Genomic DNA, 18,418 nt, shown 5'->3' on the forward strand with positions numbered 1-18,418 from the left:
TGGGTTTTCAGGAGACAGTCTCATGGCCTCACACCAAAAACAATTTTCTGAGTTAATCGAACTTGTTGAGAAATTAAATAAGGATAGAGCGTGGATCCTTGAACAATTAGATAGAGGTGCATGGTCTGAATTTAGACCTGACTTGGCTGCTTTGGAGAGAGAATTAGGTCAGCTTTTAACTAGGGCTACAGAATACATTGAAGAAAATTGTTGATTTTTCAAAATGGAATGTCATCAGTATCTGGTACTAATGGCGAACTGTCCCATTTAACCCCTTCGTTATTTGAAGAATTTGCGGAATCGCTTTTTAGGTTTTGTTGAGTGTTAGAAGGTGCTGAAACATTTGGACTAGAAGAAAAAGGGTGAATTCTTGAAAGGGTAAACTCAGCTCGCTTCTCTTTAGTTCCATCTGGTCGAGGAACAGTATTCATTCTTAGGCGTCCTTCGATTACTAATCTAGAATTGACTTGAACTGAATTTTGAAGTTCTTCTGCTAATTTTCCCCAGCCAACCACTTTTAGTGCGCAGGCAGGGTCGTCAGCACGGAGACTGTCAAATTCAACTTCTAATTCAGCTAGCGGAGTTTTGTTGTCTTGGGTAAAACGAACTGTTGGGGCTTTTTTCACCAGGACCTCAAGCATGCAATGGTTCATTCTTTTTTCTTTAGCTATCGTCGTTTATCTTGATTGATATAAGGGAAAAATGCCAGCCTCATCTTTGGTTGTTAACAGGAACAGTCGAAGGTCATATTTTTGCGAAGTCTTTATTGAAAGAAGGCTGGAAAATTACTGTGAGCGTTGTTTCAGATAGAGCCTCAATTCCCTATGAAAAATTAAACTTAGAGGAAATATTGGTTGGGGCCTTGACTACTGAGGAAGAGATCCAGGATGTCATATTTAAGGCAAGAGTTAATGACAGTGGATTTGATTGTGTCATTGATTTGACTCATCCGTTCGCTATAAACATTACAGGGGCAATCTCAAAAGTTTGTAGGGAGCTAGGTCAACCTTTCATAAGGTATGAAAGGACTATTGATAATATTTCAAATGCATTTTTAATAAAAAAATTTACTGATTTGGGGAATTATGAACTAACTAATAAATCTATTTTGCTCGCTGTAGGTGTAAGACATCTCAAAGAAGCACTAACTGTTGTAAGGAATTCAGGAGCTGATGTTTATGCAAGAGTTTTAGCTAATCCAGAAAGTATAAAAATGACTTTGTCTTCATCAATTCCAGAAGAAAATTTTGCAGTATTAAACCCTTCAGTCTCTAGTGATGGGAAAATTGAAAAAGCACTTATTAGGAAATGGAACATTGATGGAGTCGTTTGCAGGCAATCAGGAGGGAAAAATGAAATCTTATGGCACCAAATTTGTTCAAGTATGAGCATTGATCTTTGGCTTTTGGAAAGACCTTGCAAATTTAAAAATATTAATTCAATAGATAGTTATGAAAAATTAATTAAAAGATTAAAATCTATTAATATGGATTAATAGGAATTAAAAGATTATGTCTTTGTCTGAGTTTAATCAAAAAATTTATTTAATTATAACTACTGAGGCAGATAAAAAAAATGCTTCTAAAATATCTAATTTACTCTTGAGCGAGAAATTAATACCTTGTGTAACTTTTAAAAATATCGAATCACATTTTTGGTGGAAAGGTGATATTGTTCAGGTAAAAGAGGTACAATTATTGATTAAGTGTAGAGAGGAAAATATAAATAGAGTTATTGGTAAGATCACTGATTACCACAGTTACGATGTACCAGAAATAATTTATTTCCCTGTTTCAGCCAATAAGAAATTTCATAATTGGGTAAATTCTATTTGAGTTTTAAATGTTTATTTTTCCAGATTTGAACTGACCAATTGTAAAAGATTAGTATTTGATCGAGATCCTAATTGTGTAACTATGTGTCCTGCGCAAATAGATCCAATTTTTGCAGATATTTCTGGCTCTTGACCATCTGCAAGACCTTTCAAAAAGCCTCCAGCATAAAGATCTCCTGCACCTGTGGTATCAATAGCCTTCCCAAAAATGAAAGGATTTATATTTCTTTCTTTGCCATTTGAAATTAAAATTGATCCTTTTTCCCCAATTGTGATTGCCGCAAGGTCACATTCGGTTTTCAATTTTTCAATGGCTGCATTTAAAGAAGATGTTTTATATAAAGTTGTTATTTCATCTTCATTGGCAAATAAAATATCTACATAGTCTGCCACTAGTTTCACAAAACTTTCGCGGTGTCTAATTACACAAAATGAATCAGAAAGGGATAAGGCAACTTTTCGACCTGAATTTTTAGCTATTTCTGCAGCTTTGATAAACGCGCTTTTGGCGGCTGAGTTGTCCCATAAGTACCCCTCTAAATATAGTATTTTTGCCTTCTTGACTGCTGAGAGATCCAGATCATTAGGTTCTAATAAAACTGATGCGCCAAGATAGGTGCACATGGTTCTCTGAGCATCGGGAGTGATGAAAATAATGCACCTTGCAGTAGACGGACCAACGGATGATGTGGGTGTTTTGAAAATGGTCCCAGTTTTTGATATCTCCTCCGTAAAGATTTCACCTAGGTTGTCATTTTTGACCCTTCCAATGAAGGCTGCCCTCCCCCCTAATTCGGCTATGCATGCTAATGAATTTGCAACAGAGCCTCCTGATCTCTGAATCCTATTAGTAGTAATTTCATAAAGTTCTTTAGCTTTATTTTCATCAATCAAGGTCATTGATCCTTTCTTGAGAGACAGTCTTTCAAGGAGAGAATCGTCTGTAGTTGTTAATACGTCTACGATTGCATTGCCAATGCCTACAATGTCAAGAGAAGGATTGTTTGTCTTATTGGTCATCAAGTAAATTTGAAAAACATAAGTGCATCATTGCTCGCTCCTTAAGAATTTAAAAGAGCTCTTTTTGGTCCGTGAATAGGGTCCTCAATAACAATTGTTTGATCTCTATTAGCTCCTAGCGAAACTATTGCTATGGGGACTTCCATTAGTTCAGCCAGGAACCGCAAGTAACTCATTGCAGCAGGAGGTAGGTCTTCTAGGCTACGGCAATTCTCCGTAGAACTTTTCCAGCCAGAAAGCTTTTTAAAAATGGGAGTGCATTTTTCAAAATCTTCAACACTACTTGGGAAATAATCAATTCTTGTGCCATCTAATTCATAAGCGACACATACATGAATTTCATCAAGTTCATCTAAAACGTCTAATTTAGTAATAGCAAGGCAATCCAATCCATTTACCTCAACTGCATATTTACCAATCACCCCATCAAACCAGCCACATCTTCTCCTCCGTCCGGTGGTTGTTCCAAATTCACCACCTCTATCACAAAGCTGATCATTAATACTTCCTTGCAATTCGGTTGGGAAGGGCCCCTCTCCAACCCTGGTTGTATATGCTTTGGCCACGCCAATAACTCTGTCTATGAGAGTAGGACCCACTCCTGCACCAATGCAGGCGCCTCCTGATACGGGATTGGAGGAAGTTACATAAGGGTAGGTCCCATGATCAAGATCTAGAAGAGTTCCTTGAGCTCCCTCGAATAAGATGTTTTTCTTCTTTCTTGCTGCTTGATGAATTGTTCTATTGCAGTCAACAATATGTTTTTCTAGCTGTTTCCCGTAATCAAGATATTCTTCAACTATTTCATCAATGATCAATGGCTCAATTCCGTAAATCTTTTGTAGGAGTCCATTTTTTTCTGCTAACGGGACCTTTAATCTTTCTTGAAGTTTTTCTCTGCTAAGAAGATCAATAATTCTGATCCCATTCCTTTGTGATTTGTCTGCATAAGTTGGCCCAATTCCCCTTCCAGTAGTACCAATTTTTTGGAGACCTCTTGTTTGCTCCATCGCCTTGTCTAGAAGACGATGATAAGGCATCGTTACATGAGCTGTTGAGGCTAGTTTTAGCCCTGAGATATTAATGTCGTTATCTTTAAGCATTTTTATTTCTTTAATCATCACTTTTGGATCAACAACTGTTCCCGATCCAATAAGACAAATCGTATCTTGATACAAAATCCCGGAGGGTATTAAATGCAATTTAAGGACTTTGTCCTCTACAACAATTGTATGACCGGCATTAACACCACCTTGATAGCGAACAACTACATCTGCGGAGCGACTGAGCAAATCGGTGATTTTGCCTTTACCTTCATCACCCCATTGCGCGCCTATGACTACAACATTTGCCAAGGAAGAAAATTCGGCTCGAAACCGATTTACTTAAGAATAGATAACATTTGCAGATAGCCCTACCCTGAGTCAAAGAAATGAATTAAAGATTATCTTTAATCTTCTCTAAGTACCAATTTCTCTGCTTTAGAAAGCTCTTTATTCAATCTTTCTTTGAGCTTTTCAGGTACTGGTCTGTTTGCGAAAGTTTTGTAATGACCTGATAAAGCATTTAAGGCAGTTTGCATTGTTGTGAAAGTTGTGGACGTATTTACTTGAGACCGATTCCTATATCTTGAAATGTAATCGCTTATTAGAAAAACAGCTTCTTTTTCTTCCTCTGACAGGCCTTTATCTTCTTTAGGTAAAGTTATTGTCTCCTTGAGAACAGAAGAGACTGAAAGAGTGTCTTTAGCAAAATCGCCAGTCATAAGTGTTTTAGCTGCATTTACTTCTGAGGCGAATTGGAAGAGTATGAGGCAGAAGCCAAGGCAGATAGCCAAAGCTGCCCTCACCAACCTGATGGAGAGGTGATGAAAGGCAGAAATCATTTTTTTTTTGCAGTTAGCTAAGACTCTAGAGTCCTTTGGGCTGAATTTATAGTTTTTTAGTATTTAATTCTTCAGAAAGTTTTTTTAAAACCGTATTTAAATCTAATGACTCTGTAGTTTTAGTTCTTCTGTTATGTAACTCGACTAGTCCAGAACTGGCTTCTCTACCAACAACAATTCTCCATGGGATGCCAATAAGGTCTGCGTCTTTAAACTTTATTCCAGCTCTCTCGTCCCTATCGTCAAGTAAAGCATCAACTCGATTTTTTATTAATTTTTGATAGATCTCTTCTGCTAAGCATGTTTGTTCGGTATTTTTCATGTTGGCAATAACTATAATTACTTCAAATGGGGCAATTGATATTGGCCAAATAACACCTGAATCATCGTGATTTTGCTCTACTGCAGCTTGAGCTAGCCTGGATATACCAATTCCATAGCACCCCATCCAAAAGTGTTCTTCTATGCCTTCATCGTTGGTGAAAGTAGCATTTAAAGATTTTGAATACTTTGTTCCTAATTGAAATATATGACCTATTTCTATACCTCTACATTCTTTTAATGTTTGTGTTTTATCATGGATACACATGTCTCCTGGTTTGGCTTTTCTTATGTCACATATCTGCTGTTGAGTATTAATTAAATCCCAGTTATAAAATATTTTATGTTCGTCTTTGATATTATTTCCACATATAAAACTTTTAAGATCTTTTATGGAATTGTCAGAAATTCTTATAAATTTTCTTTCCCAAGTTTCTGCTTTAGATAATAACTTATTACTGAGATCAGGTCCTATAAATCCGAATGGAATATTAGTTATACTTTGCTTTTGTATATCTTCATTAGAAATGATTTTAATATCTAGTACATTTTGTTTTAGGTTTTGAGATATTTCGTTTAGAAGCTTAATATCATTTACTTCTTGATCCCCCCTAATACTAACTAGCACTGGATATTGTTTTTCGTCATCACATGTCGCTAGATAAAATAATACTTTTATAATTTGACTTGGGTGGAAATTGTTATGCTTACACAATTCCTCTATGGTTTTTTGATTAGGGGTCTTAATTATAGATGGTTTGTTTAGTTCTAGTAACTCTCCTTTTTCGATAATGGATACAGCTTTTTCTTGATTGGCCCCATATTTACCATCAGAACTTATCAAAATTAAGTCTTCTCCAGATTCTGCCGTAACCATGAATTCTTGAGATGCGGCACCTCCGATAGCCCCACTATCGGCATCGACACAAACAAAATCTAGACCACATTTAGTAAATATATTTTGATAGGCGTTTTTCATTTCAGAAAAAGTTGATTGAAGATTACCCTCATTTTCATGAAAGGAATAAGCATCCTTCATAATGAATTCTCTACTTCTCATTAATCCAAATCTTGGCCTTATTTCATCTCTAAATTTTGTTTGAATCTGGAAGATATTGATTGGTAATTGTTTGTAGGAGTGAATAGTTTGAGAAATTATTTGAGTAATTACTTCCTCATGAGTTGGTCCCAGTCCAAATTCTTTGCCTTGTCTATCTTTCAGGCTAAACATAATGCCTTCTCCTTCTGTATATGATTTCCACCTTCCGCTTTTTTTCCATAGATCCGATGGCTGAAGTTGAGGGAGAAGAGCTTGAAGGCAACCTTTTGCCGATAACTCTTCTTCAACAATGAAGTTTATTTTTTTTATAACTCTCCAAAGCAATGGCATGTAAGTATAAATACCTCCAGCCAAGCGTTTAATGAAACCGCCTCTTATCAATAACTGATGTGAGATTATATCGGCTTCTGCAGGGACGTCTCTGAGAGTGTTCAGCATTAGGCGGGAGACGCGCATAAGCCTAAAAATTAAATCTTTATGAGACTAGTACTTTGAGCGATGGCCGTAAGAATATCAATATTAATTGTGCGGGAATCATGTTGTTTTTTTAAAGTGTCCAAATGTACATGGTGTTAATTTGATTCCTCTGCTAACTTCCTCTCATGTTTTTTAGAAGCTTTCTTTCGCAATGTTTAACGGGTCAGTAAATTCAGGAACAAATGGAAGATCAGAGGAGTCTTTAGGTAAAGGATTTAATACAGCTTCTAACCCAAGTGATTCATTATTGACTATTGATGAAGTCCAGAAAACATTAAATAGGTCTAGAGCTTCTGTCTATAGATATACAAATACTGACAATAGAAATCTAAACCCTCCATTTAATCCTAAAAAGCTAAATACTGAATTTAGAAGTGATCAAAAAGATCAATTGCTTTTTCACCCAAATGAAGTTGCTAGATTTGCAAAAGACATACTCAGAATTAAAGAAGTAACTGTAGAAATATTTAATTCGCCATCATCTGAAACTCAAAATACTTTAAATGCAATACTTGAAGAGTTGAGATTGATAAGAAATAAACTTGGTGGACAATCTGATAATAATCATGCTATTACGAATCATTTACAGGATACTGATAGAAAGGCTGCTTAATTATTCTTAGATGTGGGATAATATCTATATAATTTAAAATTTTTTTTTTAAATTGGTTTTCTCACATTCGACTAATGATGGTTTATCTATTTTTAATTTTAAATGGATTTAGAACCACATTTAATTGATAAGCAATCTTCTGAGCTAGATCCTCCATTGCTTAATAAAGAAACAGATCAATTATCTTCTAATGATGAAGATCCTTATAGTTTTAATAGCACCTCAACTTCTTTAATTGGTTTAGCAATAGTATTTGTAATGCTTGGAATCCCATTACTTGCTGTTATTAGTGAAAGACCAGAAACAACGGAAAGCTTTCCGACCTCAATAAATCAAAATGGACTTGAGTGATCTGCCTCCATCACCCTCGCCTGGATTAGTAAATCTTGTTGTCGAGATTCCTGCTGGCAGTAGAAATAAATACGAATATTTCAGCTCTGCTGGCATTATGGCTCTTGATAGAGTTTTGCACTCTTCAGTGAGATATCCATTTGATTATGGATTTATTCCAAATACTCTTGCTGAGGATGGAGCACCCCTTGATGCAATGGTCGTTATGGAAGAACCAACTTTTGCAGGTTGTTTGATAAAGGCAAGACCTATAGGGGTTCTTGATATGCATGATTCAGGGGCCTACGATGGCAAACTTTTATGTGTACCTACTGCAGATCCAAGACAAAGAGAGATTAACACTATCAAGCAAATAGCTCAGAACCAATTGGAGGATGTGGCTGAGTTTTTTAGAACTTACAAGAGTTTAGAAGGAAGGGTAATCGTAATAGACGGATGGAGAGACTACGATGCTGTTGATGAATTATTAAACAGCTGCATAGAAGCACATCAATCTGATATGACACGTAAATAACTATTCTAGACTTACTATCTTGATAAAATAATTTTTAATACGCCTTTAAAACTTGAAATTATTTAGTTATTCCTCATGCTCAACATGTCGCAGAGCGATTAAGTGGCTTAATAGCAATGAAATTGCCTTTGAGTTAATTGATCTTTTAAAATCTCCCCCGTCTAAGGAAATGCTTATCTCAGCAAGTGAACTATATGGTGATAGAAAATACCTTTTAAATACAAGTGGGGTTATGTATCGCTCTATTGGTTCGGATGTTGTCAAAAAAATGACTGATAATGAGTTGTTTGATCAGCTTTGTATGGAACCTAGATTAATAAAGAGACCTTTTTTGTATAAGTCCAGCAAATGCTTTTTAGTAGGATTCAAAGAAGAAAAGTGGGCTGAAAAATTACTTTGAAATTCACATGATGATCTATATTGACTGAAAATAAGTAGTCTTTACAAATAAAGTAAACCATATATTTATTTTTGAGAAACAAGTGCAACATAACAATTCAGACTCCAGTAAGGAAACTAAAAATTGTTGGTGGTACGCCTTTTTTGATACTTGGGGACCTATCTCTTTAACTGTTCTTTTATATGTAGGTATTCGTCATTTTATAGCAGAAGCTAGATACATACCCTCGGGTTCGATGCTGCCAGGATTGAAAGTGAATGATCGACTAATTATTGAAAAATTTTCTTTTCGCAAACGGTCTCCTTCCCGAGGAGAAATTGTAGTTTTCAACTCACCATATTCCTTTGATGAGATATTGATATCTAATAGAAAAAAACAACTTCCTTCTAAATTTCAATGCTCATTAAGGACATTCCCATTGATTTCCTGGATACCCACTATCTCTGATCGTGCTTGTGATGCATATATCAAAAGGGTAGTTGCTGTAGGAGGAGATCGTCTATTGATTAATGCTAAGGGAGAAATTGTTTTGAACAGTAGATCAATCAACGAACCATATGTTGAATCCTTCTGCCCAAGCAAACCCAAATTTAATCTATGTCGCTCCATAGCTACAACTGTTCCCAAGGGACATGTTTTTGTTTTGGGCGATAACAGAGCTAATAGTTGGGATAGTCGTTTTTGGCCAGCAGGGGGGTTCTTACCCCAGACAGAAATAATTGGAAAAGCAACCTGGCGGTTTTGGCCTATTAGTCGTTTTGGAAAGCTTGATTAATAAGCCCACAATCTATAACTTTCCCTAATATTTTTTTGTCTTTTAGCGGCTGGTTAGTTGATGTAGTTAAAATTTTTTCTTCATGAGATTGGTACCATTCTCTGTCTGGGTCAAATAATAACCAACGGTTACTATTTAAACTCAATTTTTCCTCAGCTTGGTTCAAGAATTTAGAGGGCCCAAAGCTAATTTTCTCCCATAATTTCTCCACTTTCCATCCTGACTTTCTAACTAATTGATCCCAAAGCAAGGGTAGAACAAGGTTATGGCAACTGATCCCTTTTTTCCTTTTGTTTGCAGGTAGCTTGGTCTCGGCGTCATCTGTGGGAGTGGAATGAACAGATATTGCTGCTAAAACATTTTCCTCTAAACCCTCTATGAGTGAGGCTCTATCTATGGGGGATCCTAACGAAGGCGTTACACTCCATCCAATATCAAAAGGAGAAAGACTTGAGTTGTCATTGACTAAATGCCACCAAAAAATAGTTGCCATTGGCCTTGAGGGTGCATTCTTAAGTATTGCAACGCCCTCAGCTGTTGAAATGTTCATTAGCCTTAGTGAAATTTCAGGATATTGCTTATGAAGTTCAAGTAATTGGACTAGAGGTATGGTTTCGCTTTCAGAAGGATCAATAGGCCAGCCTGCTCTAAGAGTATGTACACTTTGTCTAGATATTCCTCCTGCTTGAAGTGATTTGTCTCTTGGTGCAAGAAGCACAGGGGATTTTTTCATCTCTCCAATTGAAAAACCTTGCTTAAGAAGCTCTACAGGAGGCATGAAATCGTCATCACTTAACCCAATGGCTCCATTTTGTAGTATCTCGGAATGTTTTGAAAAGTTAACTCCCTTACCGCTCAGACTAAAGCCTCCCCATAAGTGTATTAAAACATCACTTTTGATAGTCTTTAAAGAAATGATCGACTCAATATGATCTCTCCATAAATCACCTCTAGGGAGGATACCTAACTGGCCATAACCAGAAAATGTTGCTTTTTCTATAAGTGTATAGATATTTTCTTCTTTACCATTAAAAGGAGATTCCAAAAACGAATGAGGATCAACAAGACAAGGAGCTAAAAGCATATTTTTGGCTCGCCGAGGCTTGATGCCTAAAAGTTTTGCTTTTTGAAGAGCCTTTTTGCCGAATGCTTTAATCACACCGTCTTTGATTAAAACAGGCTCTCTTTTTAAAGATGATCCAGCCTGCTCAAGGATTTGAATATTTTCAAAGAAATAACTACTAGTCATAAATTACAGTGCTCCGGCAGCGGTTGAGTCGATAATCCCACCCAAATGTGAAGTGATATTTAGGCAGGTTATTTGAGCTGGTTGGCCTTCCTCCTCTGAGAGATCAATGACTGTAATGCCACCATTACCTTGTTTTATCATCCAAATTTTTGATGGCATTAATCCTAAAAGATGACAAAGAATGGTTTTGTTTACTGCATCATGAGCCACAACTAATGCAGTTTCTTCGTTTTTTAGATCTTTGCAGATCTCATTCCAACCACTAATTGATCTGATTGAGACTTCGGTTATGTTTTCTCCATCTGGCATTTGAACTTTTTCAGGAGAGGTTTTCCATTTTTTAAGAAGATCTGGCCAGTCGGACCTGATCTCAGACTCCAATTTCCCTTCCCATTCACCGTGACTGATCTCTTTGAGGCTATCTTTGAGAGAAATTTCGACTCCGGGATGTTCATTTAGAATTATCTGTGCTGTTTCTTTTGGCCTTGATAGCGAACTACTAAAAGCTTTTTGTATAGTATTATTTTTTAAAAATTCGCTAGCGGCCTTGGCTTGAAATTTCCCATTTTGATTTAAGGGAATATCAATTTGTCCTTGGAATCTTCCCTGTTTATTCCAATCTGTTTCACCATGCCTGACTAAAATAATTCTTTTTTTTCTACCTTTTTTGGGTATATTAGGGTATAGATGAGCGATATTATTGAGACATTGAATTTGGACTTGTCTATCTTCCCAATTATTAAAAGTAATATTACAAATAGAGATTGAGGTATTATCTAACTTCAATCTTCTAAAACCTTTTGATGGTTCATTAAGTAATTTCAGTATTAAGCACCTGAGAATTGCATTATGGGCAACTATCAAAATAGTTTTATTAGAGCCTGAATAGGTATTAAATAAGTATTTTAAAAAATGTTCAGCTTGATATAAGAGTTCTTTAATTGGCTGAAAATTTGTACCGTCGCCTTTATTAATGGTTAGTTCTTTTGGGTCTTTTTGCCAAACAGAAAGCTCTTGTGGAAACTCGTTTTTTATTTCATTTTTTGTTAAACCGCTCCAAGGCCCAAGGTCAACCTCTAATAGTTCGTCCGTATAAATTGCTTGAAGGTCTCTTTGATGTTGTTCGATAATGATCTTTGTGGTTTCTGAAGCTCTTTGCAAAGGGGAACTATAAATTGCATCTATTGGAATAGAGGAAATTGTTTTCCCAGCAGCCTCTGCTTGTAATTGACCTTCTTTAGTTAATTTTGAAAGGTCGTTTCTTCCTTGAATACGCCCTTCCTTGTTAAAACTACTCAATCCATGACGGACAAAAATTAGACGCAATGTCATTAAATAAAGTGTCTTCTAAATAATTATGGTATTAGCCATGAGGGCAATCTAATGTTCTTTTAGTAAAGATAGAAGTCTTTCTCCATCTCAGTCGTCACAAATTGATTTTATGAGACAAGCTAAAACTTGGTGGAAATGGGCAATAGCTCTATTTTCATTACTTTTAACTATTTTGATATGGCGGCAAGGTTTGCAAGAAAGCTTTGAGCGACCCTCCGTCGCTCCAAAGATTTCATTGATGCAAACTGAGATGGCAGTTTCAGCTTCTTCATCCATACCTGAAACAATACAAAATGTATTTTTAGGATCAGAACCTCAAGAAAAACTATATCAAGCTCTTCGAGAGATTCCTTTGGAACAACTTGAGGATAGGCAGAGGCTGTTATTGGCAGTGCTGGAAGAGTCTGAGGATGAGCAAAAATTTATCCTGAAGAAAAACTTTAAGGATAAAAACTTTGAAACAGTTCGAAACTATACATTGGATATACAAGAAGGAAAAGAAGTTAATAAATTTCCTGATATTAATGAGATTAAATTAGACCCTTTACTTTATCAAATTTCATGCTCTAATCTCGGATTCTCGGATGAAAAATGTATTGATAAAAGATATAACTCAATTGCTGCTATAAGACTTTTGACTTCGCAATTATTACCATTTTTTGCTTCCTTTGTAGGGAGTATATTACTAATTAGGTATGCTTTTATTTTCTTAAGAAATAAAAATACTCCCTGGCCAGAAATTATAGCTCCACCTCTATCAGTCCTAGATATGATTCTACTTATTTCTGGTGGTTTCGTTGTGATAGGTGAAGTTGTTTTTCCTGCACTGGTAATACCAGTAACTGATTTATTGTTTAATAATTTATCCTCTCCATTAAAACAATCTTTAAAAGTATTTATTGGTTACTGTTCAATGACTATAGGTCCTTTATTTATTATTCGATATCAATTAATGGGTCTAGAACCCTCGGGAATAGATGGAGGATGGTTGCAATGGAAGATCAAACCTATTAAAGAAGGACTTTTTAAATCTATAAGTGGATGGTTAATGATTATGCCTTTAGTGCTATTTATTGGGTGGCTAATGAATGAGATTATAGGTGACCAAGGTGGCAGTAATCCTTTGTTGGAACTTGTTTTAAGCAGTGATGAATTTTTTCCATTGTTTTTACTTTTGATTACAACGGTTGTTTTGGCTCCTGTTTTTGAAGAATTAGTTTTTAGAGGTATTCTTCTGCCTGTATTGGTATCAAAAGTTGGCAAAATCAGCGGTGTTTTGTTGAGTGCCTTGATCTTTGCCTTAGCTCATTTAAGTGTGGGAGAATTACCTCCTTTATTTGTTTTAGGAATTGGTCTAGGTTTAATGAGATTGAGTTCGGGAAGGTTGTTCCCTTGTGCTCTTATGCATTCTCTTTGGAATGGAGTCACTTTTATTAGCTTATTATTAGTAGATTGAGATTAAATAAATAAAATATCATTATTCAAGCTCTTGCAGTTGCTTGATCGAAGTGTTTGACTTGGGATACTTTCGAAATTTGATTTGGTTAGTCGTACTCTATGTAAACAAAAAGTAGGACAATTTCAAAAAAAGAAGTTGCCCAAAGGATTTTTAAACAGTGTTTTTTCATCTAAGCAGGTTCAAAGAAAATTTCCATTTCAAGCTGCTCTTCATATCGCTTTAGATGGTGCATTAATAGGAATACTCACAATAGTGGCGATAATGTCATCAGTAGCTCTGCATTCTCAATATTTATGGACTAAGTCTTTTACCAAACTTGAGAAAACCAGAGACTTGAACCGAAGGATATTGGAATCAACTTCAATTATTGAAGGTTACCTATTAAAAAATCAAAAGGTGTCTAGAGATTTAGTCCCGACTAAAGCAGAAGATCTTATATATGTAGAAAAACCAAAAACAGAAAAAGCCAAGAAATCATTCGATAAAACATTAAAAACTAGGTTATTAGCAAAAATATCTGCTTTCCAAATGAAGTCAGGTTATTAATAATTTCGATGAGAAAAATTAATTCTAGAAAAAAGCGAAAGACCTTTAAAGCGAAAACTCTTTCGCCTCTCTCTCAGTCAAGGTTTAAGATTGTATTTGCTTTGTTATGCTTCGGACTTGGCGGCCTTTTTTTAAGAGTAGGTTGGCTTCAACTATTTCAGTCTGATCAATTAAGATCACTAGCACGCGAAGTTCAAACGGAACAAAAGAACCCTCTAGGAACACGTCGATCTATTTTTGATAGGAATGGAAAGCTTGTCGCAATAGATGAAAAACGTTTTAAGATTTGGGCTCATCCCAGATATTTTAATCTTCCTGGTGATTCATATGGAACAGTTCGTGAGCCAGTTGAAGTAGCAAAACTTCTGTCTATTCCACTATCCAAAAGTGTTGATGAGATTTTAAATAAATTAGGAAATTATTCTTCAGGGGTAAAACTAGCAGAGGGGATAACACAAGAGCAGGCTAATGCAATTAAGAAACTTGGAATAAGTGGTATCGATTTGGAGGTTTATCCTCAAAGGCTTTATCCTCATGGATCACTTTTTGCGAATGTAGTTGGTTTTTTGGATTTAGATAGAAGGCCTCAGGCTGGACTCGAATTAAGTTTAGATAGAGATCTTAAACGTCTTGAAAAAGCTAGTGTAATCAGGAGAGGAGCTGATGGTACACCTTTGCCCATAGGTGTTCAGCGTGGCGTATTTGATGAGGACCAATTGAATCTCCAGTTAACCTTAGATGTAAGGCTCCAAGAAGTAGCAGTTAAAGAAATAAGTAAGCAAGTAAAGGAGTGGAATGCAAAAAAAGGCGTAGTAATCGTAATGGATATTAATACGGGAGAACTTTTAGCATTGGCTTCAACCCCAACTTATGATCCCAATAAGTATTGGGACTATTCGCCATCTCTTTTTAAAGAGTGGTCTGTACAAGAATTATTTGAACCTGGGTCTACCTTTAAGCCCATCAACTTAGCATTGGCATTGGAGGAGGGAGTTATAACTCCCAATGGAGAAGTAAATGATGATGGTCTAATTACGGTTGGAGGATGGCCTCTCTCGAATTGGAATCGAAAGCCTAATGGAATACTTACTTATCCTGAGGTGTTACAAGTCTCAAGCAATGTCGCTATGGTTAAGATTATGAATAAATTGAATGCAAATAATTACTGGCAATGGTTAAGGCGACTTGGGATAGATGAAATCCCAGAAACTGATCTTCCGGGTGCAGTAGGTGGCCAAATAAAATCAAACCAGATTTTTGTAAATCACCCTATAGAACCTGCAGTAGCTTCCTTTGGCCAAGGTTTTTCTATTACACCTTTGAAACTAGCTCAATTACATGCTTTGATTGCTAATGGAGGCAAACTTGTTACACCTCACATCACTAAAGGACTGAAAGGTGATTATGAGTCGTATTTCAATACTCCGTCTGTATCTAAGCAAGTTTTATCTCCTGAAGTTACAAAGACTGTTCTTGGATGGATGGAAACTGTTGTGTCTTTTTACGATGAAAGTGGTATAGAGGTAAATGTTCCTGGTTATCGAATTGGAGGAAAAACAGGAACGGCACAAAAATCGCAGGATGGACTGAATTATAGTTCAAAAATTTGCAGTTTTGTTGCAAGTCTCCCTATCGATGATCCCCGCTATGTCGTTTTAGCAGTTATTGATGAACCCAAAAAGCCAAATGCCTATGGATCAACTGTGGCCTTACCTGTGGCAAAAAAAATTATTGAGACTTTGCTTGTTATAGAAAAAATCCCACCAAGTATTTCTAAAAAAGAATATTTAGCTATCAAAAGCTAAGAGATGGCTAAATTTTCCCGAAAGTGCAAATTAAAGGGTGAAATCCACAAAAAATATAGCTAGTCTATTTCCTATGCAAGACGTTTTTTATTATGGAATCCCTTCTTAATCAGTTGTCTTCGATGACTGTAGTAGTGGCTGATACGGGTGATCTTGAAGCGATTAAAAAATTTCACCCTAAAGACGCTACAACAAATCCTTCTTTAATTCTGGCGGCGGCACAAATACCTGCTTATCAAAGTTTGATTGACAAAGCGCTAGTAACTTCAAGAGAAATGCTAGGAGCTACTGCCTCAAGAGCTAATGTTGTCAAAGAAGCTTTGGATGAACTATGTGTTGTATTTGGCAAAGAGATACTGAAATTAATTCCTGGCCGAGTTTCAACAGAGGTTGATGCAAGACTTAGCTTTGATACTGATGCCACAATTGCAAAAGCGAGGAAAATAATTGCTAAATACAACCAAGATGGCATTACTAACGATCGGGTCTTAATCAAAATAGCTTCTACTTGGGAGGGAATAAAAGCTGCTGAGGTACTAGAAAAAGAGAATATTCATTGTAACCTAACTTTGTTGTTTAATTTTTATCAAGCAGTTGCTTGTGCTGAGGCAGGTGTAACGCTTATTTCACCCTTTGTTGGCAGGATTTTAGATTGGTATAAATCAGCTACAGGAAGAGATTCTTATCCAGCAAATGAGGATCCAGGCGTCGTTTCTGTTACTAAAATATTTAATTATTTCAAGTCAAATGGTTATGAGACAGAAGTCATGGGAGCAAGTTTTAGGAATATAGAGGAAATAACTGAGCTTGCAGGATGTGATTTGTTAACGATTTCCCCTAAATTGCTTCAGGAACTTAATGAAACATATTCGGACTTGCCAATCAAGTTAAACGCACAAAAACCTTTGGTGATTGATGAGACGATTCATTTAGATCAGACTTCTTTTGAACTAATGATGGCCGGAGATAAAATGGCTACGGAAAAACTAAATGAAGGAATTAGCGGTTTCAGCCAAGCAATTGATAAATTAGAAAATCAATTGAATGAAAGACTTGAGTTGATTGAAAGAGGAATTGCACTAACTCTTTGAGCTTGAATTTTGAAAGAGTAATCTCTTGATTACTCTTTTTGCGATGTCTTCATAATTCATCTCACCTGAAAGAATTTGTGCAATCCTTTTTGGAGCAGTAGGTCTTTTTACGCCTAATTGATATCCAACTTTTGGAAAACGATAAAAAACTTGAGAAATTCTTTTACCCCAAGCCATAGAATTCCCCCATTTTGCCTGCATTGATTTAGTGTATGAATCTAAACAATTGACTTCTCCATCTAACCAATAGATAAGGTTTTTTGCAGCTTCAAATCCACTCATTAAAGCGGGCCTTAATCCTTCTGCCAAAAAGGGATCACATAATGAGGCGGCATCACCAACCAGAAGAATTCCTTCCCCGTTTAATTTACTGTGGCTACTCCATATCCTTAATTTTTTTTTATGACCGAGTATTTCAGTTGGGTCTAAGCCCAAATCAGGCAGAAATGATTGAAGTATTTCATCAACTTGAATTGAAGTCGTATTATCTAGAAAAGTTCCCATACCAATATTTACTTCATTTTTTAATGGAAATGCCCATGCAAAGCCATTTTTTACTAGGCCAAATTCAAATCTAGCAGTTTCATTTCCTAAGTTTCCCCTCCTTTTAATTCTTCCTGAGAAAGTGGAGGCGAACTTTTGTTGATTTGGACCTAAATTAAAAGTTTTAGGCCATGGTGATTCAGAACCATCAGCAATAACAACTGCTCTTGCTTCTATTTGTCTCCCATCAAGAGCGGTAATTTGCCAAATATTAGAAACTTTTTTTAGATCGACTACTTTAAAAGTAGTCAATAAATTACAACCTGAAAACAGTGCTTGATCTAACAAGAATGCATCAAGTTTTTCACGTTTAACTATCCAAAAAGGAGAAGAGCCTGATAGTTCAGCGACCACTTTGTCGGTATTACACCAACTAAACTCTACATTTGTTATGACTTCATCAACTATTGGTAAAAGTTCAAACGGAAACCAATTTTGCACTGCAGCAGACATTCCACCCCCACAGATTCTCTCTGGAGAGGAATTGTTTTTTTCAAGAATACATACTTTTTTCCCTTTACTAGCAAGATGAAATGCTGTAGTAGTGCCTGATGCCCCTCCTCCAATAATGGCAACATCTAAAAGTGTCAAACTTTTAAAATCTCAGCTTCTTTTTCTGAAAGTTTTTTTTCAATATCTTTAATAAAATTATCAGTCTCTTTCTGAATTGTTTCTTGTTCATCTCTACTTTGATCTTCGGAAAGATCACCATCCTTTTCAGATTTTTTGACTCTCTCTATTGCGTCACGGCGTATATTCCTTAGTGCGACTTTTCCTTCCTCTGCATATTTAGATGCGAGTTTGCAAAATTCTTTTCTACGCTCTTCAGTTAAAGGTGGAACATTGATACGAATTATTTTGCCATCATTGTTTGGAGTAAAACCTAGATCACTTGTAGCAATGGCTTTTTCAATGGAAGCCAATGAGCCTAAGTCGAACGGTTGAATTGCTATCGTTTGAGAGTCAGGAGTACTTATTGTTGCTAGTGATTTTAGTGGAGTATCTGCTCCATAGTATTCGACTGATATTCTATCTAATAAAGATGTATTTGCTCTTCCCGTCCTGATGGTATTGAAATTTCTTTGAGCTGCTTCAACAGATTTGCTCATTGTGGTTTTTAGCTCTTGGTTTGACATTTAGATA

At 36.1% G+C, this 18,418-nt stretch carries 21 protein-coding genes; 12 read left to right on the plus strand and 9 right to left on the minus strand.

Annotated features, from left to right (window positions below; genetic code table 11):
- Nucleotides 1–22 precede the first annotated feature (22 nt).
- On the plus strand, nt 23–214 hold the full coding sequence (locus AC6EIY_RS10665) for a DUF8666 family protein (protein ID WP_498506855.1): 192 nt from the start codon (nt 23–25) through the stop codon (nt 212–214).
- A 4-nt stretch (nt 215–218) separates the two neighbouring features.
- Here the strand turns inward: AC6EIY_RS10665 and AC6EIY_RS10670 are convergent, their stop codons facing one another.
- The gene (locus tag AC6EIY_RS10670) at nt 219–653 is read right to left on the minus strand and encodes a single-stranded DNA-binding protein (protein WP_498506856.1); all 435 of its coding nucleotides are present in this window, start codon (nt 651–653) and stop codon (nt 219–221) included.
- 29 nt (nt 654–682) lie between these two features.
- On the opposite strand from AC6EIY_RS10670, the gene AC6EIY_RS10675 reads away from it, so the two are divergent.
- Nucleotides 683–1,495, plus strand: a complete 813-nt coding sequence (locus tag AC6EIY_RS10675; RefSeq protein WP_498506857.1) for a precorrin-6A/cobalt-precorrin-6A reductase — start codon at nt 683–685, stop codon at nt 1,493–1,495.
- A gap of 16 nt (nt 1,496–1,511) precedes the next feature.
- Nucleotides 1,512–1,835, plus strand: coding sequence for a divalent-cation tolerance protein CutA (gene cutA, locus AC6EIY_RS10680; protein WP_498506858.1), 324 nt, complete (start codon nt 1,512–1,514; stop codon nt 1,833–1,835).
- 11 nt (nt 1,836–1,846) lie between these two features.
- On the opposite strand, the gene AC6EIY_RS10685 is transcribed toward cutA, so the two are convergent.
- The 4 genes from AC6EIY_RS10685 to AC6EIY_RS10700 form a co-directional block, all read right to left on the minus strand.
- Nucleotides 1,847–2,854 (minus strand): adenosine kinase, encoded by a 1,008-nt coding sequence (locus AC6EIY_RS10685; RefSeq protein ID WP_498506859.1) that lies wholly within the window; start codon nt 2,852–2,854, stop codon nt 1,847–1,849.
- A gap of 41 nt (nt 2,855–2,895) precedes the next feature.
- On the minus strand, nt 2,896–4,209 hold the full coding sequence (locus AC6EIY_RS10690) for an adenylosuccinate synthase (protein WP_498506860.1): 1,314 nt from the start codon (nt 4,207–4,209) through the stop codon (nt 2,896–2,898).
- A gap of 95 nt (nt 4,210–4,304) precedes the next feature.
- Nucleotides 4,305–4,739 (minus strand): photosystem II protein Psb27, encoded by a 435-nt coding sequence (psb27, locus tag AC6EIY_RS10695; protein WP_498506861.1) that lies wholly within the window; start codon nt 4,737–4,739, stop codon nt 4,305–4,307.
- 46 nt (nt 4,740–4,785) lie between these two features.
- A complete protein-coding gene (locus AC6EIY_RS10700; RefSeq protein ID WP_498506862.1) occupies nt 4,786–6,576 on the minus strand; it encodes a proline--tRNA ligase in 1,791 nt (596 codons plus the stop codon).
- A 172-nt stretch (nt 6,577–6,748) separates the two neighbouring features.
- On the opposite strand from AC6EIY_RS10700, the gene AC6EIY_RS10705 reads away from it, so the two are divergent.
- From AC6EIY_RS10705 to lepB, 5 genes are all read left to right on the plus strand, one after another.
- Nucleotides 6,749–7,210 carry a DUF8631 domain-containing protein gene (locus AC6EIY_RS10705; protein WP_498506863.1) on the plus strand — a complete coding sequence of 154 codons (462 nt, stop codon included), beginning with the start codon at nt 6,749–6,751 and terminating at the stop codon, nt 7,208–7,210.
- A 102-nt stretch (nt 7,211–7,312) separates the two neighbouring features.
- A complete protein-coding gene (locus AC6EIY_RS10710) occupies nt 7,313–7,561 on the plus strand; it encodes a hypothetical protein (protein WP_498506864.1) in 249 nt (82 codons plus the stop codon).
- On the plus strand, nt 7,548–8,075 hold the full coding sequence (locus tag AC6EIY_RS10715; protein WP_498506865.1) for an inorganic diphosphatase: 528 nt from the start codon (nt 7,548–7,550) through the stop codon (nt 8,073–8,075). Before AC6EIY_RS10710 ends, AC6EIY_RS10715 begins: the two co-directional genes overlap by 14 nt.
- 52 nt (nt 8,076–8,127) lie before the next feature.
- On the plus strand, nt 8,128–8,475 hold the full coding sequence (locus AC6EIY_RS10720) for a Spx/MgsR family RNA polymerase-binding regulatory protein (protein WP_498506866.1): 348 nt from the start codon (nt 8,128–8,130) through the stop codon (nt 8,473–8,475).
- Between the two features lie 82 nt (nt 8,476–8,557).
- Nucleotides 8,558–9,250 carry a signal peptidase I gene (gene lepB, locus AC6EIY_RS10725; RefSeq protein ID WP_498506867.1) on the plus strand — a complete coding sequence of 231 codons (693 nt, stop codon included), beginning with the start codon at nt 8,558–8,560 and terminating at the stop codon, nt 9,248–9,250.
- Here lepB and AC6EIY_RS10730 read toward each other — a convergent pair.
- Together AC6EIY_RS10730 and AC6EIY_RS10735 are read right to left on the minus strand one after the other, a co-directional pair.
- Nucleotides 9,225–10,499 (minus strand): amidohydrolase family protein, encoded by a 1,275-nt coding sequence (locus tag AC6EIY_RS10730; protein WP_498506869.1) that lies wholly within the window; start codon nt 10,497–10,499, stop codon nt 9,225–9,227. The genes lepB and AC6EIY_RS10730 overlap by 26 nt on opposite strands.
- A 3-nt stretch (nt 10,500–10,502) precedes the next feature.
- A complete protein-coding gene (locus AC6EIY_RS10735) occupies nt 10,503–11,831 on the minus strand; it encodes a histidine phosphatase family protein (protein ID WP_498506871.1) in 1,329 nt (442 codons plus the stop codon).
- Between the two features lie 109 nt (nt 11,832–11,940).
- Between AC6EIY_RS10735 and AC6EIY_RS10740 the strand changes: the two genes are divergently transcribed.
- From AC6EIY_RS10740 to AC6EIY_RS10755, 4 genes are all read left to right on the plus strand, one after another.
- The gene (locus tag AC6EIY_RS10740) at nt 11,941–13,287 is read left to right on the plus strand and encodes a CPBP family intramembrane glutamic endopeptidase (RefSeq protein ID WP_498506872.1); all 1,347 of its coding nucleotides are present in this window, start codon (nt 11,941–11,943) and stop codon (nt 13,285–13,287) included.
- A gap of 84 nt (nt 13,288–13,371) precedes the next feature.
- The gene (locus AC6EIY_RS10745; RefSeq protein ID WP_498506873.1) at nt 13,372–13,836 is read left to right on the plus strand and encodes a hypothetical protein; all 465 of its coding nucleotides are present in this window, start codon (nt 13,372–13,374) and stop codon (nt 13,834–13,836) included.
- Nucleotides 13,837–13,844: 8 nt separating this feature from the next.
- On the plus strand, nt 13,845–15,641 hold the full coding sequence (locus tag AC6EIY_RS10750) for a peptidoglycan D,D-transpeptidase FtsI family protein (protein ID WP_498506874.1): 1,797 nt from the start codon (nt 13,845–13,847) through the stop codon (nt 15,639–15,641).
- A 92-nt stretch (nt 15,642–15,733) separates the two neighbouring features.
- The gene (locus AC6EIY_RS10755) at nt 15,734–16,732 is read left to right on the plus strand and encodes a transaldolase (protein WP_498506875.1); all 999 of its coding nucleotides are present in this window, start codon (nt 15,734–15,736) and stop codon (nt 16,730–16,732) included.
- Here the strand turns inward: AC6EIY_RS10755 and AC6EIY_RS10760 are convergent.
- Both AC6EIY_RS10760 and frr read right to left on the minus strand, forming a co-directional pair.
- Entirely contained in the window at nt 16,721–17,866 is a 1,146-nt protein-coding gene (locus AC6EIY_RS10760) for an NAD(P)/FAD-dependent oxidoreductase (RefSeq protein WP_498506876.1), read from the minus strand. The genes AC6EIY_RS10755 and AC6EIY_RS10760 overlap by 12 nt on opposite strands.
- Nucleotides 17,863–18,411 carry a ribosome recycling factor gene (gene frr, locus AC6EIY_RS10765; RefSeq protein ID WP_498506877.1) on the minus strand — a complete coding sequence of 183 codons (549 nt, stop codon included), beginning with the start codon at nt 18,409–18,411 and terminating at the stop codon, nt 17,863–17,865. Before frr ends, AC6EIY_RS10760 begins: the two co-directional genes overlap by 4 nt.
- Between the last annotated feature and the right edge of the window lie 7 nt (nt 18,412–18,418).

Source organism: Prochlorococcus sp. MIT2304, from assembly GCF_059772405.1.